Below are 26,542 nucleotides of genomic sequence, written 5' to 3' on the forward strand. Positions count from 1 at the left end.
AGTCTAACCTATTACTTTCCTTTTTATAAGTTACTACATAATTAAAGAGTCATTTGTTCTAATAAAACAGTCAATAATTAACTTCTATCTTGTAATGCAAAAACTCTTCTAAGTAAATCAGTATTTCGCAATCCAACTTTTTCTCGAATCCCCTTTTCTTCAACAGCTATCATTTGAAAAACACCTTTTAATGCCTCTGTTGTTACATAATCAGTTAAATCTGGATTAACTCTTTTAACAAATGGAATACTATTGTACTTTGATATTAAATTTTTCCAAACTTTATCAGCTCCCACTTTTCCAAATGAACTCTTAATTACAGGGTTAAACTTACCATATAAGGTTGTTTTAGTTTTTCCTTCTAAATATGAAGTTGCAGCATTTTGCTCTCCTAATAAAATGTTTTTAGCATCATTAAAAGTAATTTCTTTAACTGCATTTACAAAAATAGGTGTTGCAGTTTTTACCGCATCTTCTGCAGCTCTATTTAAAACCTTAATTCCTTCGTCTGCAATATTACTTAGACCAATTTTACGCAAAGCTTTATCTACGCCTTGTAGCTCTTTTGGTAACAAAATTTTCACTAATTCATTTCTATAAAACCCATCTTTAGATGTTAATTTAGATACTTGGTGTTTAATTCCATTATCTAATGCTTGACGAAGTCCACTACCTATTTGACCTTGAGATAAAATTCCTTTATTAGGTATTTGATTTACTACTTTTTGTAACTCAGCACAACCAACAAACTGGATAGCTATGAATACTATTAATACTTTTTTCATTTTTTATATGTTTATTAAACTCTTTATATTTTAGAAACAATTACTCAATTATCGTCACTTTTATTTAAAACTATCTGTTTTTTTATCATATCCATACGGACAATGTTTGCATCCACTTTTACAACAATATCCTCTTTTTAAATGATATATTTTTGTAAAAACCTTATATCCCTGTTCATTTAGATAATAATCTTCTTTTTCTAACTCTACTCGTTGTCTATACATACTGCAAAAGTACCAATCAATTTTTAAAAGTAACAAAGTTTACACCAGAACTATAATAAGATATATAAATATCGTTCTTTAAAAATTGGTTTTATTATTTTTACACGATATGATTTTAACAAGGAAAATTGAAGATAAAAGTATTGTCTGGCTATCTCATAACAACCAATATATTGTTGTTGAAAATATAGTTGCAAACACGCTTATTCTATTGCAAAAAGAAACTCCTATAAAGGAAATTTTCACTACTTTATATAAGTCAATAAACATACCTTATAATGAAGCTTCTGCTTTTATTACTGATATAAAAAAACTCTTAAAAGAAAAGATCACTGAGGAAGAAACATTTTCTAGTCATAGCATTCCTAGTACTTTTCAAATTAGAAAATACTATAAAATAAATTCTAGCATATTTTTTATTGAATTCTTAAGTGATTATAGCTTCTCGTTAATCCATCCTAAGTTTGCACATTTAGAAATTGATTCTCAAAACAAAATAGACCACCATTATAAAGTTTTTACTTCTAACGATTCTATTCATTTTTACATTGACAATATATTAATCGGTTCATGGAAAACATCCGAGAGCCACTATTTTCAAGGAAAATTCTCAATGAAAATTATTGAGCATACTCATAAGGAAAGAGAAGAAAATTGGATGGGAGTTTTTCATGCTTCTGCTGTAAGTAACGGAGAAAAATCAATTCTTTTTTTGGGTGATTCTGGCAATGGAAAAAGTACTTCTTTGGCATTATTACAAGCTAATGGCTTTTCATGTTTAGCTGATGATTTTGTACCTATTCTTTCTAAAAATAAAGAAGTTTACAGTTTCTCGTCAGCTATTTCTATAAAAAAGAATAGCCTACCAGTTCTTTTACCTCTTTATCCTGAATTAGAAACTTCAGCTGAATATCATTTTAAAGCTTTGAATAAAATAGTTAGATATCTTCCTCCAAAAAACACTAGCTCAAAACAACATCAGCCTTGTAAAACATTAGTTTTTATTAAATATAAAGCTGAAAGTGATTTAAAAATTACTAAAATTTCAAAACTTGATGCTTTTCAGCAATTAGTTCCAGATTCGTGGCTTTCTCCAAGAACTGAAAATGCGACTTCTTTTTTAGATTGGTTTGACAACTTATCCTGTTATAAACTTACGTATTCTGATAATGAAAAAATGATTGTAACCGTAAAAAAACTATTTAATGATGACTTATAAAGAAACACTTTTTTTTGTTGGTAAATGTTTAACTATAACCTATGAAGAAGAAAATCGAAAAATAGTTGAACAAAAAATAATTGACAAGACTGTTGATTGGGATAGTATAGTTAAATTAAGCACGGCTCATTACGTTTTTCCTGCCCTATATTGTAATTTAAAACGTGCTGATTTTTTACAATACCTTCCTAATGACTTGGTTGAATACATGGAATACATAACCAATCTTAACCGTGAAAGAAATCAACAAATTATTGAACAAGCAAAAGAAATCAACGAATTACTTTTAACTAATAATATTACTCCGATTTTTTTAAAAGGTACCGGTAACTTATTAGAAGGACTCTATGAAGACATTTCAGAAAGAATGGTTGGAGATATTGATTTTATAATTTCTCCAAAAGAATATGAAAAAACCATAAGTATTCTACATCAAAACAATTACTCTCCCGTGGTAGAATTGAAATATGATTTCCCTTCATTTAAACATTACCCAAGAATACAACATCCAAATAAAATTGCTGGAGTAGAAATACATAAACAAATGGTTATTAAGGATTATTCAAATGAATTTAATTACAATTACATTAAAAATAAAATACAACAAATTGGTAATGTGAATGTATTAAGTTACTCTGATCAACTTTGTTTATCTATAATTGCTAAACAAATAAATGATGATGGTTTATTCTTTAATGATATAGCCTTAAGAAACGCTTATGATGTTTTCTTGTTATCTAAAAAAACAATAGCAAAAAACTCTTTTAATAAATTTAAAAAACTCAAAAGTCCTTTAAATACTTTTTTAGCTCTTTGCTATGTATCATTTGGGAATATCAACTCTTTAGATTTTCATACTAATAAACATACACAATATTGTATAAATTTATTCTTGAAAATATTAAACGACAATAACTACAGACAAAAACACTATGCCAAGCAAAAAAAATCTAGATACTTTAAATCTAGATTTAAAATATTTTATCAATCTATTTATGATAACAAAATAAGATTTTGGCTATTTAAAAGACTTACAGATAAAGAGTTTAAAAAACAACTAAAAAATTTAGATTAATTGCCTAACCTCTTCAAAATCCAACCCTCCATAATTCCCCGAACTCATTAATAAAAGCGCTGTATCTTTTAAGTTTTCGGCAAATAAAAATTCTTTAAATTCTTGTGGGTTTGTATAAATTAGTAAATCATCTCGTTCAAAAGCTTTAGCTATTTTATCTTCAGAAACCTCTTCTAATTGCTTAATTTTAACAGCATCTGGAGAATAAAAAACTACTGCTTTATCTGCATTAGATAAAGCTCCTTTATACTCTGCTAAAAACTCAGCATTTAAACTACTATAGGTATGCAATTCTAAACAAGCTAATAAAGTTCTATTAGCATATTGGTTTTTAACAGCTGTGGTAGTAGCTTGAACTTTACTTGGACTATGGGCAAAATCTTTAAATATAACTGTACTATCACTTTCAGTCACTTTCTCTAATCTTTTATTTGCCCCTTTAAAACTGGCTATAGCCTCATAAAAATCATCTTCATCAATTCCCATGTGCTGACATATCCATTTAGCTCCAGCTAAATTTTGTAAATTATGTTCTCCAAATATTTCTAAAGGCATTAAACCATCAGGAGTATCAATAAATGTAATTCCGTTTTCAATACTATGATTTGGAGTGTTATATGAGTATTTTTTTATAGCATGTTCAGATGCTTCAACAACATCTTTTACAGTAGTATCTTCTTCATTATATACCATAATCCCTCCATTTGTTAGAGAGTTTGTAAAAATCGAAAATTGTTCTACATAGTTTTCAAATGTTGGAAATACATTAATATGGTCCCATGCAATACCACTTAATAAGGCTATGTTTGGTTTATATAAATGAAATTTAGGACGCATATCAATTGGAGAACTTAAATATTCATCTCCTTCTAAAACAATAAATTCATTTTCCTCTGTTAAATGTACCATTGTTTCAAAGCCATCTAATTGAGCACCTACCATATAATCTACTTCTTTTTCATGATAATTTAAAACATGCAAAATCATTGAAGTTATAGTAGTTTTTCCATGTGAACCTCCAATAACTACACGTGTTTTATGTTTAGATTGTTCATATAAAAATTCAGGATATGAATATATCTTCACCCCAAGCTTTTGGGCTTTTAATAATTCAGGGTTATCTTTTTTAGCATGCATTCCTAAAATAACAATATCTAATGTTTCAGTTATTTTCTCAGTAAACCATCCAAACTCTTCTGGTAATAACCCATATTTGGCTAATCTAGATTTAGAAGGATCATGAATTGTATCATCACTTCCTGTTACTTGATATCCTTTTTTGCTTAAAGCAATTGCTAAATTATGCATTGCACTTCCTCCAATAGCTATAAAATGTACTCTCATTTAAAACTCCTAAATTTTCTGTAAAGATAATGAAGTATAACAGCTTACAAAAAACACTTTAATTGTTATTGAAAAGAATATTTTTTTCCATAAAAACAAAGTCAAAAATTCAAATGGCTCGTTTTTTGTTTTATACAAAAAACCTATATAGATTTCATTATCTTTAACCAATAACTAAATGAAAAGTAACGTTTACACCATAAAAATACCAATTCACATATTTTAGGTTGATTGAACAACAAAAAAATACGTGCTTTACTAAAATTTAAGTTATTAAAATTGATAATTAATACTATCAATTGACTAAAAATGAATTAAAATGAAAAAAACAATCCTTCTTTCACTAATGATATTTCTATTTTCTACAACAATTAAAGCTCAGCAAAACTATCAAAGTTTATGGGATAAGGTTCATAAATTTGAAATTGATAATCTTCCAAAATCTGCTTCAAAAATTGTTGATGAAATTTATGAAAAGGCAAAGAAAAATAATAATTCACCTCAACTAGTAAAAACACTTTTTTATAAAAGTAAATTTTCTTTAATACTAGAAGAAGATGCTCAATTAAAAATTATTGATCAATTTAAAAAACACATAATAACTACTGAATTCCCAACGAAAAATGTATTAGAAAATATATTAGCAAATTTATACTGGCAATTTTTTAATCAAAATAGATGGAAGTTTTATAACAGAACACAAACTCAAAATAAAGTTGATTCAACTGATTTTAGAACATGGGATTTAAATACATTATTTAACGAAATACATAAATATTATAAAGCTTCATTAGCTGACAAAAACCAACTTCAAAAAATTAACATTCAGAGTTTTTCTGATATTTTACGTATTACTAAAGACACAAAAAAATACCATCCAACTTTATTCGACTTCTTGGCACAAAACTCTTTAGATTTTTATAAAACTACTGAAACAAATATTACAAAACCTTCTTATCAATTTAAGCTAAACAATCCTAATTTATTAAGTGATTTTAATAGCTTTATTTCAATTAACCTAACAACTAAAGACACGACATCCTTACAGTTTAATGCCTTAAAAATATATCAAGATTTACTTCAATTTCATTTACAAAATAAAAATTTAGAAGCCTTAGTAACTACAGATTTACAACGTTTAGCTTTTGTAAAGCAACATGGTATTTTTAAAAACAAAGAAAATTTATATTTACAGGCTTTAGAAGCTTCAAAAAATCGTTACAAAACAGATGAAATTTCGGGATTATATTCGTTTGAAATTGCAAAAGTTTATACAGAATTAGCAAACACCTACCAACCAAACAAGGTTGAAAATAAACATCGTTTTAAAAACAAAGAAGCGTTGGCTATTTGTAATAAAATAATACTTCAATTTCCTGAAAGTGATGGCGCAAAAAAATGTGAAGGATTAAAACAACAAATTCTTACTAAAACATTAAGTATTATTACTGAAAAAAACATTCCAATAAATCATTTTTCAAAAGTATTAGTTACTTATAAAAATAGTGCTGAATTATATTTTTCTATTTATAAAATTACTGCCGCTCAAATTTTGGAACTGGAAAAAATTTATAATGAAAAAAAACAAATTGAATTTATCAAAAAACTTGATAAAACAACTTCTTGGTACTCGGAGTTAAAAGATGAACAAGACTATCAACAACACTCTACTGAAGTTAGTATTCCAAAACTTTCTGGTGGAAATCATTTAATTCTTGCTACTACTAAAAAAGAATTATCTAATAAAACTACAGTAGCTTTTTCTTATGTACAAGCAACAAACATTGCTTTTATAAACAATAACGAACAAAGTAACAATTATCAAGTTGTTAATAGAAACACTGGAAAACCAATAGCAAATGCCAAAGTTCATTTTACTAATACTACAAGAAATCACTACGACAAAAAACTAGATAACCATTTTGTAACAAACGAAAATGGAGAGTTTACCTTTATTCCAAATAAACAATATTACCCTAATGTAAATGCCAATATTACCTATAAAGATGAAAATGTAAATTTTGGTAAATTTTATATAAATCCGAGATATAAAAATAATAATTCAACATCTAGAGTTCATACAGAAACATTCCTTTTTACTGATAGAAGTATATACAGACCAGGGCAAACAGTTCACTTTAAAGGTATTGCTATGGAAACTTTTAAAAAGAAAGCTTCCGTAAAAATTAATGAAACAGTTGCAATTACTCTTAAAGACGTAAACCATCAAGTATTAAAAGAAATTGAACTACAAACCAATGAATTTGGATCTTTTTCATCAAAATTTGTGTTACCTAACCAAGGTTTAACCGGTCAATTTCTTATTGAAACATCTATTGGTCGTTATAAAAACTACACGTATTTTTCTGTAGAAGAATACAAACGTCCAAAATTTGAAACTGTCTTTAAACCTATTTCTAGCACTATTAAAATAAACGATTCTATAACTGTAAACGGATTTGCTAAAGCTTTTTCCGGAGTTAATATTACAGATGCTAAAGTTATATATCGCGTTCATAGAAAAGTACAATATCCTAGGTGGTGGTATTGGTATAGACCATATTTCACTTCACAACCTCAAGAAATTACTCAAGGTGAAGGCATCACAGATTCATCTGGTAATTTTTCTATACAGTTCAAAGCGCTGCCTGATGAAAGTATTGCTAAAAAAGATTTACCTATTTTTATTTACGAAGTTTCTGCTGATGTAACTGATATTAACGGTGAAACTCGAAGTGCAACTACTGAAGTAAAAGTTGGTTATCATGCCTTAGTAGCTGATATTGAAAGCCCTGAAAACCTAGATAAAACAAAGAACAGTCACTTACTAAAAATTAGCACTAAAAATTTAAATGACGAATTTGTAGCTAGCACAGGAACCTTAAAAATTTATAAACTACAAGCTCCTAATCGTATTTTACGCAAACGTCCTTGGACAACTCCTGATTACCAAACGATACCTAAAAAAGAGTTTGAAAATAAGTTTCCAAATGATGCTTACACAAATGAAGATAATTCTATTAATTGGAAAAAAGGAACTCTTGTTTTTAATACAAAGTTTAATACCGAAAATCAAAAAGAAATAGCTTTAAACAGTATACGAAACTGGGAATCTGGCAAATATGTAATTATTTTAGATACCCAAGATAAATTTGGACAAAAGGTAACTGCTAAAGAGTTTGTTTCTGTTTTCTCTAAATTAGACAAACTACCTGCCGATACTAAATTAGTGCAAGTAACAACGAATAAGGCTTCATACAATGTAGGAGATAAAGCTGAAATAACGATAAGCTCTAATTCAAAAGATATCACATTAATGCTCTTTATAGAAAAACAACATAAAACAGTAGAAAGAAAATATATTCATTTAACTAAAAATCATACTAAAATATCTATTCCAGTAACTAAAGATGATATAGGTGGATTTGGGGTAAAATGGTATTTTGTTAATTATAATGCTTTTGAAAAAGGAAATTTGTTAGTTAGTGTTCCTTATCCTAAAACTGATTTAGAAATTAGTACAAAAACATTTAGAGACAAACTACAACCTGGACAAAAACAAACATGGAGTTTCACCATCAAAGGGACTAAAAAAGATGTAGTAGCTGCTGAACTTTTAGCAGGAATGTATGACGCTTCTTTAGATGCTTTTAAACCACACAAATGGAACTTCTCTCCTATTAAAAAACCAATATATTCTATATACAACAACTCTGAAGCAACTATAAGTTTTGGTAACAATTATTTTAGAGTTCAGAATTTAAACGACAATACGAATAGGTATTACAACAACTACCAAAGAAGAAATGTTCAATACAATTGGTTTGGTTTTAGTTTTATTAATGATAACTGGGTTAACACTCAATATTTAAAAAGACTAACTTTTCAAAGAACCAAATTTGATGGAACTATATCTGGTGTAGTTCAGGATGAAAGTGGTCCGCTTCCTGGCGTAACTGTATTAATAAAAGGAACCACATATGGAACAGAAACAGATTTTGATGGTAATTTTTCTTTAAATGCTAATAAAGGAGATGTACTTGTTTATAGTTTTGTAGGTATGAAAACGGTTGAAAAAACTGTAGGTGATTTTTCTAATATTATTATTTTAATGGAAAATGATAATGTCTTAGATGAAGTTGTTACTACCGCCTATGGAATTTCTGCTCCAAGAAGAAAAATGAGTAGAATGGCTGGAGGCGTTCCTGGAGTTAGTGCAAATCTTGCAGAAGTTGAAGAAAGTGCGGCTTTAGATGCTGTTCCACCTTCTCTTAAGAAAGAGTCTAAAACCACAAAAACCTCTTTAAAAGGGATTCAAATACGTAAAAACTTACAAGAAACAGCATTTTTCTATCCACATTTAACAACAGATAAAAACGGAAATATTTCTTTTAATTTTACAGCACCTGAAGCATTAACTAAATGGAAGTTACAATTATTAGCTCATACCAAAGAATTACATGCTGCTACTAAAACATTAGAAACTGTTACTCAAAAAGAGCTGATGGTTACACCAAATGCTCCTCGTTTTTTACGCCATGGAGATAAAATAACATTAAGCTCGAAAATCTCAAATCTTACTAGTAAAAACGTAACAGGAATTGCACAACTTATACTAACCAACCCTGTAACTGGAAAAGAAATTGATTTATTAAATAATACTACAAAAACTCAATCTTTTTCGGTTGATGAAAACGGGAACACCACTGTTTCTTGGAATTTAACCATTCCTGAAACTATTGATGCTGTTCAATATAAAGTTTTTGCAAAAGCAGGTGATTTTTCTGATGGAGAACAAAATGCTTTACCTGTATTATCAAATAGAATGTTAGTTACTGAAACCCTACCTATGTGGGTACGAAGTAATCAATCAAAAACATTTACCCTCGATAAACTTATAAATAATACCTCATCAACTTTAAAAAACCATAAATTAACGGTAGAAGTTACCTCTAACCCTGCTTGGTATGCTGTACAAGCTTTACCATACTTAATGGAATACCCTCATGAATGTAGTGAACAAACTTTTGCTCGTTATTATGCTAATACACTTGCTAGTCATATCGCAAACTCAAATCCAAGAATACAAGAAGTTTTTAATCAATGGAAATCATCAGGAGCTTTAGTTAGTAACTTAGAGAAAAATCAAGAGTTAAAATCATTAATAATTCAGGAAACTCCTTGGTTACGTGATGCACAATCAGAAACCGAACAAAAAAAGAGAATTGCGCTTTTATTTGACTTAAATAAATTGAGTAATGAAGAACAATTATCCATAAACAAGTTGAAGAATATGCAACTACCTAATGGAGGTTTTCCTTGGTTTAAAGGTAGTATGTATCCAAACAGATATATTACACAACATATTGCTAGTGGTTTTGGTCATTTAAAAAAATTAGGCGTTACAAGTTTCAATAAAGATGTAAATACCATACTTCATAAAGCCATTAAATTTTTAGATCTTGAAATTACTGATGATTATAAAAAATTACTTAGAGAAGCAGACAAAATAAAACAAAAAAGTGGCGCTGAAAAAGCAGAAAAATTTCTAGCAAAGCAACATATAGGTTATTTTGAATTACAGTATTTATACATGCGTAGTTTTTATTCTGATATACCAGTTATTGATAAAGCTAGTCAAGCAATTGAATATTATAAAAATCAATCTGCCACTTACTGGAATGAATTCAATTTATATAGTAAAGGATTAATTGCTTTAATTCAACATAGAAATGGAGACAAAAAGATTGCCTCTAAAGTTTTAAATTCATTAAAAGAAAATAGTATCACCTCAGAAGAACTAGGTATGTATTGGAAAAACAACAAGCCTAGCTGGTATTGGTACCAAGCTCCTATTGAAACACAAGCTTTATTAATTGAAGCTTTTGCTGAAGTTGAAAACGATACAAAAACAGTAGATAACTTAAAAATATGGTTGTTAAAAAACAAGCAAGTTAGCCAATGGAAAACAACTAAAGCAACTACTGAAGCTGTTTATGCACTATTATTACAAGGTAGTGATTGGATTTCTGTAACCGATTTAGTAGATCTTAAAATTGGTGATAAAAAAATTGACCCAACCAAAATTCCATCTGTAAAAGTTGAAGCTGGTACTGGGTACTTTAAAACCTCTTGGAACGGCAATGAAATTACTCCTAATATGGGAGAAGTTTCTATTAGCACAAAAGGAAAATCAATTGCTTGGGGTGGTTTGTATTGGCAATATTTTGAAGATTTAGATAAAATAACCTCTGCAAAAACACCTTTACAATTAAAGAAAAAACTATTTAAGAAGGTAAATTCTGATACTGGTAAAAAGTTAATTGAAGTTACTGACAATTCAATGTTAAAAGTAGGAGATTTACTAACGGTACGCATAGAATTACGTTCAGATAGAAATATGGAGTTCATTCATATGAAAGATATGAGAGCTAGTGGCGTAGAACCAATAAACGTTCTTTCTAAATACAAATGGCAAGATGGCTTAGGTTATTATGAAAGTACAAAAGACGCTTCAACAAATTTCTTTTTTGATCGTTTACCCAAAGGCGTATATGTGTTTGAATATGATGTAAGAATTAATAATGCAGGAGATTTTAGTAATGGAATTACAACCATACAAAATATGTACGCTCCTGAATTTAGCAGTCATTCTAAAGGAATACGAATTCGTGTAGAATAATATTTTTACCTTTATAAAACAATACTCAATATAACTGAAACACCTCTTGACAATTTAAAGTCAAGAGGTGTTTTTATATAATTATCTATACTTTATTTAACGTAAAAACAGCAACCGAAATATTTAATCTTTCTTCTTATAAAATTAAAAACTTAGCTGTTCTTTAAAAATATAAGATTGCCTTCTTGATATTTCAATCTCTTCTCCTGAAAGCATTTCTATTTTTAATTTACCATTAAACCACGATACAACCTTCTTTACATGATTAATATTTATAATTTGTTGTCTATTGGCTCTAAAAAAAACAGTTTCTGGTAATTTTTCTTCTATTTGAATAAGTGATTTATAAACTAGCGCTTTATTACTTTCAAAAAACACGCGGGTATAATTGCCTACTATTTCAAAGAATACAATATCTTTAATTTTCACGAGCCAACATTTTTCACCATCTTTTATAAAAATCTGCTTATCTAAATTAAATGTATTCTTATCCTTCTCTTCAATAATTGGATTGCTATTTATTTGCTCAATAACCTTCTGTATTGTTTTAGAAAAACGTTTTTCATTTATTGGTTTTAACAAATAATCAAAGGCATTATACTCGAACGATTTTATAGCATATTCATCAAAAGCAGTTGTAAAAATAGTTATAGGAACCTCATCTAACATTTCTAAAAGCTCAAACCCATTTTTTTCAGGCATATTGATATCCAAGAATAATAAATCAGGCTTCGTATTATTTATTAACTCAAAACCTTCATCTACATTTTCAGCTTCCCCTATAATTTTTATTTCTTTATGTTGTTTAATCAGTTCTTTTAATTCATTTCTGGCTAAACGTGAATCTTCTACAATAACTGTATTTAATGGTATCATTATAATGGAATTTGAATAGTTGCAACTACATTTTTTTCTTCTTGGTGTAAGCTAAAAGTAGCTTTTTTATCGTACAATAAATCTAATCGCTTTTTTATATTTTGAATACCTACCTGTGTACCTCTTTTATTACTTTGTAAAGTTCCTGAATTTATAACTTTTATCAATAATAAATTATTTACCACTTTTGCAATAACTGATATTTTTCCTCCATGTTTTATATTAGAAATTCCATGTTTTATGGCATTTTCTACTAACATTTGAATGAGCATTGGTGGAATTTGAATACTCAATGAAGATTCATCAACAATTAATTCAAATTGTAATCTGTTTTCAAATTGTACTTTTGAAATATCTACATATTTTTCAACCATTTCAAGTTCATCCTCTAAAGCTATTGCATCTATATTGTTTTGTGTAAGAGAATACCTAAGCGTTTCAGACAAAGATGTAAGCATATTTCTTGCTTTATTTACATCTTCCAACATTAACCCTCTTATATTGTTTAAACTATTAAACATAAAATGAGGGTTGATTTGTCCTTTTAACGTATTTAATTGTGATTCTTTTAATGTAGCATCTAATTCAGCATTCTTTAATTTAGTTTCCTTTACCTCATGATATAAATTAAATGCGGTATAACACACAAACCAAATAATCCAGTTAAGCCAATTAAAAATACGAGTTGCAAACTTACCATGATAGCTCACTTTATGCATAAAATATTCAAACAAAGCATCAACTATTGGCCAAAATATAAAATTGAATAGTACCGATGCAATAATCATAAATGGTATTAAGTATACTACCTTATCTTTTACCGATTTATTCTTCGTAAATTTCTCTAAACCAATTTGAATACCCGCCGTTAATATAATTCCTACAAAAAACCAGGTAAAACTTTCAAGAAGAAGATAGTTAACCAGTTCCTTATTTTTCTCTAAATCAATAATTTTCATTACATAATCTGGCAACAATGTTAGTAGCCAAACCATATAATTAGGTACTGCTCTTTTTGAAAAAAAATAATTCATTTTAGTTTTTTAAATTATACAAATCTATACATTTAATAGTATACTAAAAGCACATAACTTTTCGGTTTTTCACTATCAAAATATCTAAAAAATTATGTGCACTAAATATATTATTTTGTTGTTTTAAAATCTATTAAATACCTTTTTAAAGGAACGCCTTTCAAATTTCTAAAGCCCCAACCTACTGTTAACTGATATCTTTTATTAAGTTGTAACGGTTCTATCTCAAAAGTTAATGACCTTCCATCTTTAGAGTACCCTATCATTTTTTTAAATTTTACTACAGCTTCTTCTCCTAGAGGCCCATAATCAAAATTCATATACTTTTGGTGCATTGGTTCTGAAAACTCGATTGTTAACTTATTTAAAGAAGCTCTTACATCTTCACTTTTATTTTTAAATTGTTTTACAGCAACAACATAGGGTCTTTTATTCTGAAACTTTTCATACAAACTCTCAAGCGTTTCTGAAAAATACCCAGTACTATTTACAAAATTTTCAATTTCTACTTCATTCGTATAATCTAACTCAATTAGTTTTTTAATAGCATCACTTTTATTCTTTGCTTGCTGATAATACCTTTCACTTAACTCATAACCTATATGATATCCTAAATCACGAACGTCAAAATCATTAGGAGCATCACTCCATAACCATCTATGTGTATTGTTACCATAAAACATAACCTCTTCAAACTTTTGCCTAACTTTTTCATTAAGCTTTCCATAAGCTAGTGCTGGTGTTACTGAAGGAATTCCCATAGCTTTTACCGATACAAATTCAGCCACTCCCTCTCTTATTACTTTTGATAACAGATTATTTACTGGCATGTTTTGTTGAGTATGTACATATTCATGAACATTTAAAAGAACCAAATTATCTATGGGGTTAGAATCAAAAAATATTCTCCTGTTTTTTTTCATCCTTCCTAAAAACTCTGAAGAAACTGTATTCTTATCTGCCATTGCTAGTTCACTTCCTATAAGCACCAAACTATCTAAAGTAGTACCATTTGACATTAATCCACTTATTGTAAAATACAACTTTGCGGGTTTTAAACTTGGATATATCTTTCGTAATTTTTCTATCCCTTCTTCTAACTTTATACTAAACTCGTTGGTTCTTAATGTGTTTTTTCTAACTGATTTCCAAAATTTCGGATATCTATTTATTGCTTTCAAATATTCTTGTGGAGTAACATTTTTTGCTTTCATCATTGCTTTTAAACCTATAGTTCCCTTATCAAAAAACAACTCTTTTAAATGTTTCATTTGTTGAATACTGTCTGAAGTTTTTTGAATTTTATCGTATGCCTTCCAAAAGTTCGTTATATCACTCGTTATAACATTAGCGGATTTTGATTTTTCAAAGCTGCACCCAACTATAATAAGTGCAATAATTAAAAAAAATAGCGTTTTATTCATAATCGTTTTTATTAGTTTATTTTTATAACACCTCAAAACTAGTTTGAAACGCATAGAACAAAAACACAATTATGATGAGTGGTAAAATGAGGTTATTAAACGGAAGTATTAACTTTTGAAATGCTATTTCTTTTTAAATTTATACGTTATTTAAAAGAAAAAGATTGGCTACAAATAAAAAAAGAAGTTTATTTGGCATATAATTTGTCAAGTAACAAACAAAACAATTAAGATTTTTATTATGAGAAAATTATTTTTATTTATTGGTTTTTTAACAATTACTGCTTTAGCTGCCAATGCACAACAAATTTCTGAAAATGCAATTGGTATTCGTTTTGGAGATAACAACGGATTTGGTGGTGAGATATCATACCAACGTAAATTAAGTAATACAAATCGTTTAGAGGTTGACTTAGGTATTAGAGGAAATAAAAACTATAGTGCTTTTAAAGCTACTGGTTTATACGAATGGGTATGGCAATTAGAAGATCGTTTTAATTGGTATGCTGGTGTTGGTGGTGGTTTTGGAAGTTGGAAAACAAAGTCGCAAACTATTAATGGCGTAACAGTTAATAGTAGTTCTAGTACTTCTTTATTTGGTGCTGGAGTTATTGGTGTTGAATATAGCTTTGATATTCCTTTAATGGTTTCTTTAGATTTTAGACCAGAGTTTGGTTTTAGTGATGCCTATGATGGTTTTAACTCTGATTTTGGATTAAGTGTTCGTTATCAGTTTTAACATAAAAACTTAACAACAAAAAAAAAGGCTGTCTTCATCGACAGCCTCTTTTTTATTTATTTCGTTGTTAACTCAACTACACTTTTTCCTCCATTGGTAATAGTACCATCATTATATTCAGCATAAGGTCTGAAATAATACGTTGTTTTAGCTGTTAGCCCTTTAATTACTAATACAGCATATTTAGTTACAAAAATATTTCCTTTAATATCTGTTGCTAATGCTTTTTTACTGTTCGAAAAATCTTTGTTTACACTATACTCAAAACCAATTTCTTTAGGAGACTCTTTTTCTAATTCAGTTACATCTAATTGAGGAGTCATTTCTGTTGATGAAACCCAGTGTGGTTTTGCCAACATTTCCATGCTTAATTTTCTTGTTTTGCTTGCATCAATGTTTGTATTAAATACAATTTCTTTACCATAAAAGTAACTTCCATTTTTTAATCTAAAGTATCCTCTTACATAATAAACTTTTCCTTTTGCTATATTTCTAAAAACACCAAAAACATTTTCTTGAATAGGACCAGCAGCAACAATTGTATTATTTAAATTTACTAATGGGTTAGAGCTTTCTCCATAAACAAAACCTCTTTCTTCTCCTTCTCCTCTTGGATCTTGAAAACCTCCATTAACTGTTACATTCACACTACCATCTCTATTCACAAAAAAATCTGTTGCCTTCTTAGTTACAAAACTTTTCTTAGCAAATTGATTTGCATTTAAGTTATCTTCTTTTGAACAACTCACTGCCATTAATGTAATCACACAGATTAACAATCCCTTCATTAAATTTCTCATTTTATTATCTATTTTTATTTATGCAGAGGTTAAACAGACAAGGATTGAAACCCCCTAAAAAAAAAATGTTAAATTGTGTTAAAAGAAAATAACAAGGGAAAATCTCCTTTAAAAAAGTTAAAAAAACTGCTAATAACTAACTGTTTATACGTCTTGCAAAAAGCAATTAATTTTCTTAGGTTTGGTATTGAAAAAAATTGTTCGAATATTCAATTGCTATATCTACATTTTTTTAGGCTATATACTTACCAAAAATAAAGAACTACGGATACCCGTAAAGTAATCTTAGTACCTCTTTATATATTTATCGACAGTTCCTTTTATCCGGAACTATAACCCTATAAACCAGAACTTTGTTATTTATATAACGAATTGTCTACAATTGCTATGAATTCAAATACACTTCGAAACAACAAATTTGAATTAAAAATTTTTAAAATTGATAAGAATTTTCACGAATTAAAAGACCTGTCAAATGCTGAAATTATAATTCACATTACCGATAACTATATAAAAAAATTAAGACACAAATTTAAAGATTTAGACATCGCAATTGTAAACCCTAAATTGAGTCATGAATTCGATAAGAGTTTTAAATTTTGGTCTTACTCTTTTAATCAACCTAAAGAAAAATTTTATTGGAAATTATTTTTGCCTGATAATTTAACTGAAAATCATGATTTTAAAATTGTTGAGTTTTCTTATGTACTATTTATCCAGTATGAAAATGAAATATATTGTATTATCAGTGGAAGTGGAATAAGTGTTATAAAAAAATATTTACATTCAACATTTGGAATTGAAATATATGAACGTATCTCTAGTCAGACAGAGGACAATGTAATTGAACTCAATACTAGAAGTATCGCAAACAATATTTCAAACAAGAAACAAACATTCAATTTAAATCAAACAATATCTGAAACTTTAGATTATTCAGATATTCCAACCAAAATAAAATTAAAGGTTAGAAAAAGTTTAAAAGAAAATGAGTTTCATAAATTCAAGTTGGATAATACTCTTACAATATTGGAAGTAGGTTCGTATTTTCTATTGAGAAAAAAAATTGATTTTGAAGAATTAAAAGAAATGATAATTCATATTCATAACATACATAAAGATTATGCTCCAAAACAATTAACACTTTTCACTAAAATACACGATAGTAATTTAATAAAAGATCTGGATAATTCATTACTTGAAAGAATAATTGATGATGTTCAATCTAATAACGAGCCTAAAAAAGTGCAAAATGAAATAATTGAAATTGTTCATCCTAATAAATTAGAAAAATTTTATGAATGTGATAATTTCCTTATTAGAAAAAAACATTCTCAAGGTAAGTCAGATATTACTACAGATAATAGAAATGACTTATACTACAAAGCAACAATGCATATTTTCGATAATTTAAAAAATATAAACAATCGGTATGATATAAAAGGTGAAGTTTTCAAATTAAATATAAGAGGTTTAATCAATCAAAAAGAAGTCACTTATGGAAATTTATACTCTCATATAATAGCTGAAATAGAATTAAATAATCATAAATATTTCAGAATAGATAGTAAGTGGTATTTACTTGAAGATAAGTTCTTAAATAAAATGAATGAAGAAGCTAAAACATACTATTCAAAATATGAATTAAAAACTAATTTATTAAATCATTGGTATGAAAAAGACGACGAGGACTCTTATAATAAAAGTCATTACTCAAAAGGATACTATGTCCTCGATAAAGTAATTAAAGACAATGTTGAATTATGTGATTTATTAGTATTTAAAAATGATAGAATCTATTTTATCCATGTAAAAAATGGATTTGATACAAAAATGAGAGATTTATACATTCAAGTAATTTTATCTGCAAAAAGATTATCAAATGATCTCAAAAATTTTAATGGTAGTTCTTATTTAAAAAAAACATTGAAACTTTACAATGAACGAAATCCAGATAATCAAATTGATATAGCTGAAACTCTTGATAATATAAAATTAAAAAAAATAACAATTTCATTTGTTATGGCTTTTAAAAACAATGCATATAAAAACAAAGGACTAACTAGTGTAGAACGAATAGATAAATCTAATTCTAATATTGCTAAATATTCTATTGTACAAGTTGTCAAGGAAATGAATCAGTACGATTTTGAAATTTATTTAAAAGACATTTCAGAAATACAACAGTAGGCAACACCAGCTAAACTTCATTCGGGTTTTGTGCTAACTTCAAAGTTTTGTGTATATTTACTAAGTCGCCAAATCTTGTTGATTTGGCTTTGTGCAACCACAAAAAACAAATCCAAACAAAAAGCTTCGGCTTAGTCCGTAATCGAAAATCTTGTCGATTTTCAATCCCGCACAAAGCCTAGCCAAAACCGTTAGGCAACATTAGAGAAATGACAAAAATCGAATTTCTTTTTCATTTACAAGGAGCAAGTTTTCAAGCTTTAAAGTTTGCAGAAAACTATATGAAAACGGAATTGAAAACCAATTTTAAATATAATGTCATATTCGCAGAATCTACAAATGACACAAATTATGAAGAATTTGACATCTACGAAGAAGATTGTGGAAAAATGAAACTTGATTTAACTGATTCCGAAGTTGTAGATTTACTATATAGAAAAGGAAAAGTTCCAATTTGGATTGATATAAATGTTCTAAAGCCAAGTCATAAAAGCACGACATTTAATTTACTTTGTGCTGGAAGATATTCTGACGACAGAGAAAAATTTTATTATAACCATAATGGTTCAGGGCCTTTTGGAGTTAAAAGCCCAAAACTCCCCATAGGATATAAAGAGGGAACAAAATTTAAATTATAATAACATTGGATAACTTAGATATTAAAATACTCAATAGACTTTTCAAAGAGCTGTGGCTTCAATCCAACAATTGTAAAGAACCAATTGAAAATATGTGGTTTTCAATATCTGAAGTTTCAAAATCAACTGGAAAATCAAGAAATGAAGTTAGAAAACATCTTGAATTTCTGATTAAAAATAATATCATAGGAATAGTATCAGAAACTCCAATGCTTTACTCTTTTACTGTAAGCGGAGAAGAAATTAAAACGGAATCTGATATAGAAAAAATAAACATTACCTAACACGGTTTATAAAACATAGCTAGTAAGTGCTAAATCAAAAGGTTTGTGCTTATTCGAAAGGTTGGTTCCTTTTAATCCCCGCACTAACCATAGCCGAGACGTTAAGCTAAAAATGACATTAATTTTGAAAAAACACTTACTTTTAATATTCCTCGCTCTTTTATTTGTTGGTTGTGGATTGAAAACCTACAAACTTAAAAATGGTTATAGCAAAGCTGCAATTAATAAGAAAGTATACTCTAATAAAGTTAAATTTAACGAATCCTTATTAAAAAATATTGACACTACTGTAATTTATGAAGAATTTAATACTGTTTCATATTTCGGACTAGAAGCTACAAATGTGAATATAGTAGCAAGGAAAAATTATCGTGACCCCTATACAAACTATGGAGTTTATAGATTCTATAAAAACGGACTCTTTAATTTATTTATTCTCAATAGAAATGACAGCATACTCCAAAAAGAAATGTTCGACCCTTTATACACAGGTTGGAGAGGAGTTTTATATAAAGAAAAAGAAGAATTAAAAGGTGACTTAATTACACAAGTTTCTGGAACGGGAACGATTGGTAAAATAACAATAAACTTCCAGTTTAAAGGAGATACATTATTTGTATCTAGGAAAAATAAATGGAACTACATTTATATCAAAAGAAAAATACCAACTGAATTATTAAACCATAAAGCTGAATGGTAAAAGCCTAAATACAACAAAGAACTGTGGTAAAAAACAACTGATTTTTGATTAACTTTTAACCAAAGTACTTCTATAAGTTTCATCATATATTAATCCTAATTTTGCAATTACAAATGCTTGTTTTAATACTTAAATTTACTACTTTGCAAACTTAAGGGGTGTATAAAAAACCTTAAACTGTTCTAAAAAAACAAGTTAAGAGTTTATAAAATAGAGAGCCTAAAATTGAATAAAGTTTTTATTCTATTATAATGAAAAGTATGATTTTTAATAGTTTATGATTTATTTTAATTTTTTAATTTTTTAATTTTTGTACCTTTGCTTTACAAGATGAAAAATGTAGTAAATAAAATAACATCAATTTTAATGACTTTTGTAGTTGTCTTTTCTACAATGTCATTTACCATAAGTAGTCATTTTTGTGGTGAAGAATTAGTTGATATAAGTTTTTTTAAAGAAGCTGCCTCTTGTGGGATGGAAAAAGGTGAAAAAAGTGTGCCCGATGTGTGTACAATGTCTACAAAAAATTGTTGTAGCGATGTTATTCAATTAATTGACGGACAAGATGATTTAAAATTATCATCGTTTGATACATTGTCATTAGAGCAACATTTTTTTATAGCATCTTTTTACTATTCTTATATTAATTTATTTGAAGAATTACATGATAAAGTAATTCCTTTTAAAAATTATTCTCCTCCACTAGTCGTCAAGGATATTCACGTTCTCGACGAAGTATATTTAATCTGATTTTAGAGTATTAGACCAATTATATCCATTGTTATTTCAACGGATATATTGCTGTACAAGGTATTTAACATATCAAAGTCTAATTATTTAAAATCATTTTTTTATGCTCAATAAAAGCATCAAATTTTTAATAGAAAACAAACTTATAGCCGTTTTACTACTCGTCTTGTTTATAGGTTGGGGAGTTATAAACGCACCTTTTAACTGGAATACAGGCTTTTTACCAAATGCACCCGTGGCGGTAGATGCTATCCCAGATATTGGTGAAAACCAACAAATTGTATTTACAAAATGGGACGGACGTTCACCACAAAACATAGAAGACCAAATAACCTATCCGTTAACCACGTCGTTGTTAGGCATACCAGGCGTAAAAACCATTCGTAGTTCCTCGATGTTTGGGTTTTCGAGCATCTATATAATTTTTGAAGAAGACGTCGAATTTTACTGGAGTCGTTCACGTATTCTCGAAAAACTCAACTCGTTACCAAGTGGTTTATTACCAGAGGGCGTTAATCCAACTTTAGGACCCGATGCCACAGGTTTAGGACAAGTTTATTGGTACACATTAGAGGGTAGAGATAAAGACGGAAACGTAACTGGCGGTTGGGATTTACACGAACTACGAAGCATACAAGATTACTATGTAAAATACGCCTTATCGTCGGCAGGTGGTGTGTCTGAAGTAGCATCAATTGGTGGATATGTTCAAGAATATCAAATTGACGTAAACCCTGAATTAATGCGTCAATATAATATCAATCTGCAACAGGTTGTAAAAGCTGTAAAACAAAGCAACCAAGATATCGGAGCGCAAACCATAGAAATTAATCAAGTAGAATATTTGGTGCGTGGTTTAGGTTATATCACATCTATAAAAGATATCGAAAATGCGGTAGTTTCATCAGCAAATTACACACCAATTAAAATACAAGACATCGCCAAAGTATCGCTCGGCGCAAAAACTCGTAGAGGAATTTTAGACAAAGAGGGCGCAGAAGTTGTAGGCGGTGTTGTGGTGGCACGTTATGGTGCAAATCCGTTAGAGGTTATCAATAATACCAAAAAAAAAATTAAAGAATTAAGCGCAGGATTACCCTCAAAAGTGTTGGCAGACGGCACAATATCACAGTTAACCATTGTACCGTTTTACGACCGTTCTGAACTTATTCAAGAAACATTAGGTACGCTTAACGAAGCGCTTACATTAGAAATACTCATTACCATTTTAGTAATTATTGTAATGGTATATAATTTACGAGCATCCATTTTAATTTCGAGCTTGTTACCTGTGGCGGTTTTAATGGTATTTATCGCAATGAAAACCTTTGGTATTGATGCCAATATCGTAGCCTTATCAGGAATTGCAATCGCAATCGGAACAATGGTAGATGTAGGCGTAATTCTATCAGAAAACATCTTAAATCATTTAGAAAAAAATGAAAATAATTTACCAATCAATACCGTAGTTTACAATGCTACTGCCGAAGTTTCAGGCGCTATTGTTACCGCAGTAATGACCACTATAATTAGCTTTTTACCAGTATTTACAATGGTTGGCGCAGAAGGTAAATTATTTAGTCCGTTGGCTTTTACCAAAACCTTTGCACTTATTATGGCATTGGTGGTGGCGTTGTTTTTAATTCCGCCATTTGCAACTATCATTTTTAAACGAAGAAGTATTACCAAAAACCTATCGTACATCATCAATGCTGTATTAATTGGTTTGGGTATTATTTCTATTGTTTTCGGAAACTGGTTAGGAATACTCTTAATCGCTTTCGGCAGTACAGGCATTTTAAAACTACAACAAAAAGTTTCCAACAAACAAGTAAACCTTATTAATATAGTTATTGCATCATTAGCTATTGTGTTTTTATTGGCTGAATATTGGCGACCTTTAGGTGTAGGCAAGAGCTTATTGTTAAACCTGTTGTTTGTGGCTATAATCTGTTTCGGGTTGTTAGGCGCATTCTCACTATTACGCAAATATTATACTCAAATTTTACAATGGGCATTAGCAAACAAAATGCTCTTTTTGGCAATTCCAACCACCATTAGCATTCTCGGATTTTTAATTTTCAAAAACACAGGAAAAGAGTTTATGCCCTCTTTAAACGAAGGCTCGTTTTTACTAATGCCAACCTCAATGCCACATTCGGGCGTTGAAGAAAATAAACGTGTTTTACAACAGTTGGATATGGGTGTTGCCAATATTCCTGAAATAAAAACGGTAGTTGGTAAAGCAGGACGAACCGAATCAGCTTTAGACCCTGCTCCACTTTCAATGTATGAAAATGTAATTATTTACAAACCCGAATATGCACTTAATAACCACGGCGAACGTCAACGTTATCAAATAAATAAAGACGGATTATTTGTATTGAAAAATGGCAAAACAGTGGCCAATCCAAATTCGACCTATGCGACTTCTAAAATTATTTTTTCTGATGTTTCTACAGATGAATTAATTGAAGATAACGACGGCGAGTTTTACCGAAATTGGCGACCTAACATAAAATCTACCGACGATATTTGGAACGAAATAATTAAGGCAACCAAAATACCAGGCGTTACATCTGCACCAAAATTGCAACCTATCGAAACCCGATTGGTAATGCTACAAACGGGGATGCGTGCGCCAATGGGTATCAAAGTAAAAGGACAAAATTTAAAAGAAATTGAAGCCTTTGGTGTGCAATTAGAAAGCATTTTAAAAACAGTAACAGGTGTTAAAAAAGAAGCTGTTTTTGCTGATCGAATTGTAGGAAAACCATATCTGTTAATCGACATCAACAGAGAGAAAATAGCACGTTATGGTGTTTCTATTCAAGAGGTACAAGATGTTTTAAAAGTTGCCGTTGGTGGTATGTCATTAACCCAAACCGTCGAGGGACGAGAGCGTTACGGCGTACGTGTTCGTTACCCAAGAGAACTACGAACCACACCAACCGATTTAGAACAAATTTATGTACCTATAAACAAAGGAAATTCTGTACCATTAAGTGAGTTAGCAACTATTCGTTACGAACAAGGCGCACAAGTAATTAAAAGTGAAGACACCTTTCTAATTGGCTACGTGTTGTTTGATAAACTTAACGATTTTGCCGAAGTAACCGTGGTTGAAAATGCGCAAAAAGTCATTCAGCAAAAAATAGAAAGTGGCAAATTAATTGTACCAAAAGGTATTAATTTTCAATTTACAGGAACATACGAAAATCAGATACGAGCTGAAAAAACCTTATCCTTAGTTGTACCATTGGCATTGCTTATCATTTTCATCATTTTATATTTTCAGTTCCGTTCAGCAACCACTTCTTTAATGGTGTTTACAGCAATTATTGTAGCCTTTGCAGGCGGATTTATAATGATGTGGCTTTACGGACAATCGTGGTTTCTAGACTTTAGCGTTTTTGGGCAAAATATTCGAGAGCTGTTCCAAATGCACCCAATTAATTTAAGTGTAGCAGTTTGGGTAGGTTTTATTGCCTTATTTGGTATTGCCACCGACGACGGTGTAGTAATGGCAACCTATTTAAAACAAACCTTTGCCAAAAATGAACCAAAAACAAAAACCGATATACGAAAATCGGTTGTAGAAGCAGGCGAAAAACGTATCAGACCGTGTTTAATGACAACGGCAACAACCGTATTGGCATTACTGCCTGTACTAACATCGACAGGACGAGGAAGCGATATTATGATACCAATGGCAATTCCTGCCTTTGGAGGTATGATTATCGACGTTGCATCCTATTTTTTACTGCCTGTATTGTATAGTTTACGAGAAGAATTTTTATTAAAAAGAAAGACAATAAATGAAAACTAAAAACATATTATCCATATTATTCATTCTTATGTTTAGTGGATTTTCTTATGCACAAGAACTACAATCGCTTATTGATGAAGCCTTGGCAAATAATCCAAAAATTAAACAGTTTGAATTGCAATACAAACGTGTTTCAGAAAAGGTAAACGAAGTAAATACCTTACCCAATACCAACATTGCCATAGGTTATTTTGTAAGCGAACCCGAAACGCGAACAGGCGCACAACGATTTAAAGTTTCAATAAACCAAATGTTGCCTTGGTTTGGTACAATTAGTTCGAGAGAAGATTATGTAAGTTCCTTAGCCGATGCCAAGTTTGAAGATATTACCATTGCTAAACGACAATTAATCGCGTCGATATCAACTTCGTTTTACAATTTGTACGCAATTAAGGCTAAACAGCAGGTTTTAACCGAAAACATTAACTTGCTAAAAACCTACGAAACTATGGCGTTAACGTCGGTTGAAGTTGGTAAAGCATCTGCCGTAGATGTCTTGCGTTTACAAATGCGACAAAACGATTTAAACCAATCCAAAGCCATTTTACAACAACAATTTTTAGCTGAACAAACAGCCTTTAACAAGCTATTAAACAGAGATAAAAACACAGCGATAAATGTGGTTTCAGAATTAGAAATCCCGTTGAACGACAGCACAATAAATACAGATAGTTTACAATTTCATCCTGAATTAATAAAGTACGACAAGTTTTATCAATCAGTTGAAAAATCTGAACTATTAAACCAAAAGGAAAGTAGCCCAATGATAGGTTTCGGGTTAGATTATGTTAACGTTACCCAACGTCCTGATATGAATTTTAACGATAACGGAAAAGATATTGTAATGCCAATGGTATCGTTTTCTATTCCAATTTTCAATAAAAAATATAAGTCGAAAACCAAACAAAACGAAATTCAGCAAGAAGAATTTAACAGTCAAAAACAAGAGCGATTTAACAGGTTAGAAACCTTGTTAGATAAAGCAATTAAAGAGCGTACATCGGCAAGAATACGCAAAAACACACAAAGCAAAAACTTGAAACAAGCAAAAAATGCCGAAACCATTCTTGTTAAAAGCTACGAAACAGGCACGATTGATTTTAACGATGTTCTCGATATTCAAGAATTGCAGTTAAAGTTTCAGTTAAACCAAATTAAGGCGGTGCAAAATTATTATGTACAAAGCACCATTATTAACTATTTAATTCAGTAAAAATGAAACACACATATAAAATTGACGGAATGACTTGCGGAAGCTGTAAAGCTAACGTAGAAAAAAGTTTAGATAGTTTAGATAACGTTACCGATGTAAAGGTAAATCTTGAAAATAAAGAAGCTGAAATAACTATGAGTAAGCATATTGGTTTATCAGATTTGCAAAATGTATTGAAAGAAAAATACACCATTTCTGAAAAACTACCTGTTAAAAAGGTAGCTACAAACACCTTTTCGGACTTTGAAATGACACAAGAAAAAAGCAAATTCGAGCAATTAAAACCCTTGTTTTTAATCTTATTATACATTACAGTAGCAAGTATATTGTTACACTATAAAAATTGGAGTTGGCGTGAGTTTATGCTCGATTTTATGGGCTTATTTTATATCATATTCAGTTTTTTTAAAATGTTAGATTTAAAAGGTTTTCCAGATAGTTTTAGAATGTACGACCCGTTAGCAAAACGAGTGCCTGTATATGCCAAAGTTTATCCATTTATAGAAACTATTTTAGGGTTGATGTTTTTAATGCGATTTGAAATTAACATAGCACTAATTATAACCATTTTCGTATTGGGAATAACTACCGTGGGTGTAACCAAAACATTACTTGATAAAAAGGCAATTCGTTGTGCGTGTTTAGGTACAGCTTTAAAACTACCAATGACCGAAGCAACTTTTATAGAAAACGCTATTATGTTAGTAATGGCTGTATTAATGTTAATCTTTTAAA

General features: G+C 29.5%; 19 protein-coding genes. 12 read left to right on the forward strand and 7 right to left on the reverse strand.

Annotation, left to right across the window (positions count from 1 at the left end; translation table 11 throughout):
• Positions 1-77 precede the first annotated feature (77 nt).
• Together BLV71_RS02180 and BLV71_RS18420 are read right to left on the reverse strand one after the other, a co-directional pair.
• Entirely contained in the window at positions 78-785 is a 708-nt protein-coding gene (locus tag BLV71_RS02180; RefSeq protein ID WP_093868957.1) for a DUF4197 domain-containing protein, read from the reverse strand.
• A gap of 60 nt (positions 786-845) precedes the next feature.
• Positions 846-1,010 carry a DUF5522 domain-containing protein gene (locus BLV71_RS18420; RefSeq protein ID WP_176974330.1) on the reverse strand — a complete coding sequence of 55 codons (165 nt, stop codon included), beginning with the start codon at positions 1,008-1,010 and terminating at the stop codon, positions 846-848.
• An 85-nt stretch (positions 1,011-1,095) separates the two neighbouring features.
• On the opposite strand from BLV71_RS18420, the gene BLV71_RS02185 reads away from it, so the two are divergent.
• Together BLV71_RS02185 and BLV71_RS02190 are read left to right on the forward strand one after the other, a co-directional pair.
• Positions 1,096-2,229, forward strand: coding sequence for a phosphoenolpyruvate carboxykinase (ATP) (locus tag BLV71_RS02185; protein WP_255405083.1), 1,134 nt, complete (start codon positions 1,096-1,098; stop codon positions 2,227-2,229).
• Positions 2,216-3,304 (forward strand): nucleotidyltransferase domain-containing protein, encoded by a 1,089-nt coding sequence (locus BLV71_RS02190; protein ID WP_255405084.1) that lies wholly within the window; start codon positions 2,216-2,218, stop codon positions 3,302-3,304. Before BLV71_RS02185 ends, BLV71_RS02190 begins: the two co-directional genes overlap by 14 nt.
• Here BLV71_RS02190 and murC read toward each other — a convergent pair.
• Positions 3,296-4,648, reverse strand: a complete 1,353-nt coding sequence (gene murC / locus BLV71_RS02195; protein WP_093868960.1) for a UDP-N-acetylmuramate--L-alanine ligase — start codon at positions 4,646-4,648, stop codon at positions 3,296-3,298. The two genes, BLV71_RS02190 and murC, sit on opposite strands and share 9 nt — an antisense overlap.
• Positions 4,649-4,967: 319 nt before the next feature.
• Here murC and BLV71_RS02200 point away from each other — a divergent pair, with 319 nt between their 5' ends.
• Entirely contained in the window at positions 4,968-11,330 is a 6,363-nt protein-coding gene (locus tag BLV71_RS02200) for an alpha-2-macroglobulin family protein (protein ID WP_093868961.1), read from the forward strand.
• Positions 11,331-11,474: 144 nt separating this feature from the next.
• Here the strand turns inward: BLV71_RS02200 and BLV71_RS02205 are convergent, their stop codons facing one another.
• The 3 genes from BLV71_RS02205 to BLV71_RS02215 all read right to left on the reverse strand — a co-directional run bounded on the left by BLV71_RS02205 (position 11,475) and on the right by BLV71_RS02215 (position 14,664).
• Positions 11,475-12,206: a LytR/AlgR family response regulator transcription factor gene (locus BLV71_RS02205; protein ID WP_093868962.1), complete on the reverse strand. Its 732-nt coding sequence runs from the start codon at positions 12,204-12,206 to the stop codon at positions 11,475-11,477.
• Complete coding sequence (locus tag BLV71_RS02210; protein ID WP_255405085.1) at positions 12,206-13,240, reverse strand: sensor histidine kinase; 1,035 nt, start codon at positions 13,238-13,240, stop codon at positions 12,206-12,208. Before BLV71_RS02210 ends, BLV71_RS02205 begins: the two co-directional genes overlap by 1 nt.
• A 110-nt stretch (positions 13,241-13,350) precedes the next feature.
• Complete coding sequence (locus BLV71_RS02215) at positions 13,351-14,664, reverse strand: gliding motility protein GldB-related protein (protein ID WP_093868963.1); 1,314 nt, start codon at positions 14,662-14,664, stop codon at positions 13,351-13,353.
• A gap of 241 nt (positions 14,665-14,905) precedes the next feature.
• Here BLV71_RS02215 and BLV71_RS02220 point away from each other — a divergent pair, with 241 nt between their 5' ends.
• Positions 14,906-15,403, forward strand: a complete 498-nt coding sequence (locus tag BLV71_RS02220) for an outer membrane beta-barrel protein (protein WP_093868964.1) — start codon at positions 14,906-14,908, stop codon at positions 15,401-15,403.
• Between the two features lie 56 nt (positions 15,404-15,459).
• Here BLV71_RS02220 and BLV71_RS02225 read toward each other — a convergent pair whose 3' ends face one another.
• The gene (locus BLV71_RS02225) at positions 15,460-16,203 is read right to left on the reverse strand and encodes a hypothetical protein (protein ID WP_143032746.1); all 744 of its coding nucleotides are present in this window, start codon (positions 16,201-16,203) and stop codon (positions 15,460-15,462) included.
• A 387-nt stretch (positions 16,204-16,590) separates the two neighbouring features.
• Between BLV71_RS02225 and BLV71_RS02230 the strand changes: the two genes are divergently transcribed.
• The 8 genes from BLV71_RS02230 to BLV71_RS02265 all read left to right on the forward strand — a co-directional run bounded on the left by BLV71_RS02230 (position 16,591) and on the right by BLV71_RS02265 (position 26,541).
• Positions 16,591-18,393 (forward strand): DUF6119 family protein, encoded by a 1,803-nt coding sequence (locus BLV71_RS02230; RefSeq protein WP_093868966.1) that lies wholly within the window; start codon positions 16,591-16,593, stop codon positions 18,391-18,393.
• A 209-nt stretch (positions 18,394-18,602) separates the two neighbouring features.
• A complete protein-coding gene (locus BLV71_RS02235; RefSeq protein ID WP_093868967.1) occupies positions 18,603-19,031 on the forward strand; it encodes a hypothetical protein in 429 nt (142 codons plus the stop codon).
• A 92-nt stretch (positions 19,032-19,123) separates the two neighbouring features.
• Positions 19,124-19,315, forward strand: a complete 192-nt coding sequence (locus tag BLV71_RS02240) for a hypothetical protein (protein WP_093868968.1) — start codon at positions 19,124-19,126, stop codon at positions 19,313-19,315.
• Positions 19,316-19,427: 112 nt separating this feature from the next.
• Positions 19,428-20,015, forward strand: a complete 588-nt coding sequence (locus tag BLV71_RS02245; protein ID WP_143032747.1) for a hypothetical protein — start codon at positions 19,428-19,430, stop codon at positions 20,013-20,015.
• Between the two features lie 330 nt (positions 20,016-20,345).
• Positions 20,346-20,765 (forward strand): HYC_CC_PP family protein, encoded by a 420-nt coding sequence (locus BLV71_RS02250; RefSeq protein ID WP_255405086.1) that lies wholly within the window; start codon positions 20,346-20,348, stop codon positions 20,763-20,765.
• Between the two features lie 103 nt (positions 20,766-20,868).
• Positions 20,869-24,594 (forward strand): efflux RND transporter permease subunit, encoded by a 3,726-nt coding sequence (locus tag BLV71_RS02255; protein WP_093868970.1) that lies wholly within the window; start codon positions 20,869-20,871, stop codon positions 24,592-24,594.
• On the forward strand, positions 24,584-25,807 hold the full coding sequence (locus BLV71_RS02260) for a TolC family protein (RefSeq protein WP_093868971.1): 1,224 nt from the start codon (positions 24,584-24,586) through the stop codon (positions 25,805-25,807). The genes BLV71_RS02255 and BLV71_RS02260 overlap by 11 nt, the downstream gene beginning before the upstream one ends.
• 2 nt (positions 25,808-25,809) lie before the next feature.
• On the forward strand, positions 25,810-26,541 hold the full coding sequence (locus BLV71_RS02265) for a heavy-metal-associated domain-containing protein (RefSeq protein ID WP_093868972.1): 732 nt from the start codon (positions 25,810-25,812) through the stop codon (positions 26,539-26,541).
• Position 26,542 lies beyond the last annotated feature (1 nt).

This window comes from Tenacibaculum sp. MAR_2010_89 (genome assembly GCF_900105985.1).
Classification (GTDB): Bacteria; Bacteroidota; Bacteroidia; order Flavobacteriales; family Flavobacteriaceae; genus Polaribacter; species Polaribacter halocynthiae.

Excerpts from the sequence above, each read along its gene's own strand:
- BLV71_RS02190 (WP_255405084.1), top strand. The coding sequence starts at position 2,216 with ATGATGACTTATAAAGAAACACTTTTTTTTGTTGGTAAATGTTTAACT.
- BLV71_RS02225 (WP_143032746.1), bottom strand. The coding sequence starts at position 16,203 with ATGAGAAATTTAATGAAGGGATTGTTAATCTGTGTGATTACATTAATG.
- BLV71_RS02205 (WP_093868962.1), bottom strand. The coding sequence starts at position 12,206 with ATGATACCATTAAATACAGTTATTGTAGAAGATTCACGTTTAGCCAGA.
- BLV71_RS02180 (WP_093868957.1), bottom strand. The coding sequence starts at position 785 with ATGAAAAAAGTATTAATAGTATTCATAGCTATCCAGTTTGTTGGTTGT.
- BLV71_RS02245 (WP_143032747.1), top strand. The coding sequence starts at position 19,428 with ATGACATTAATTTTGAAAAAACACTTACTTTTAATATTCCTCGCTCTT.
- BLV71_RS02235 (WP_093868967.1), top strand. The coding sequence starts at position 18,603 with ATGACAAAAATCGAATTTCTTTTTCATTTACAAGGAGCAAGTTTTCAA.
- BLV71_RS02255 (WP_093868970.1), top strand. The coding sequence starts at position 20,869 with ATGCTCAATAAAAGCATCAAATTTTTAATAGAAAACAAACTTATAGCC.
- BLV71_RS18420 (WP_176974330.1), bottom strand. The coding sequence starts at position 1,010 with ATGTATAGACAACGAGTAGAGTTAGAAAAAGAAGATTATTATCTAAAT.
- BLV71_RS02230 (WP_093868966.1), top strand. The coding sequence starts at position 16,591 with ATGAATTCAAATACACTTCGAAACAACAAATTTGAATTAAAAATTTTT.
- murC (WP_093868960.1), bottom strand. The coding sequence starts at position 4,648 with ATGAGAGTACATTTTATAGCTATTGGAGGAAGTGCAATGCATAATTTA.
- BLV71_RS02250 (WP_255405086.1), top strand. The coding sequence starts at position 20,346 with ATGAAAAATGTAGTAAATAAAATAACATCAATTTTAATGACTTTTGTA.
- BLV71_RS02210 (WP_255405085.1), bottom strand. The coding sequence starts at position 13,240 with ATGAATTATTTTTTTTCAAAAAGAGCAGTACCTAATTATATGGTTTGG.
- BLV71_RS02220 (WP_093868964.1), top strand. The coding sequence starts at position 14,906 with ATGAGAAAATTATTTTTATTTATTGGTTTTTTAACAATTACTGCTTTA.
- BLV71_RS02200 (WP_093868961.1), top strand. The coding sequence starts at position 4,968 with ATGAAAAAAACAATCCTTCTTTCACTAATGATATTTCTATTTTCTACA.
- BLV71_RS02240 (WP_093868968.1), top strand. The coding sequence starts at position 19,124 with ATGTGGTTTTCAATATCTGAAGTTTCAAAATCAACTGGAAAATCAAGA.
- BLV71_RS02260 (WP_093868971.1), top strand. The coding sequence starts at position 24,584 with ATGAAAACTAAAAACATATTATCCATATTATTCATTCTTATGTTTAGT.
- BLV71_RS02265 (WP_093868972.1), top strand. The coding sequence starts at position 25,810 with ATGAAACACACATATAAAATTGACGGAATGACTTGCGGAAGCTGTAAA.
- BLV71_RS02215 (WP_093868963.1), bottom strand. The coding sequence starts at position 14,664 with ATGAATAAAACGCTATTTTTTTTAATTATTGCACTTATTATAGTTGGG.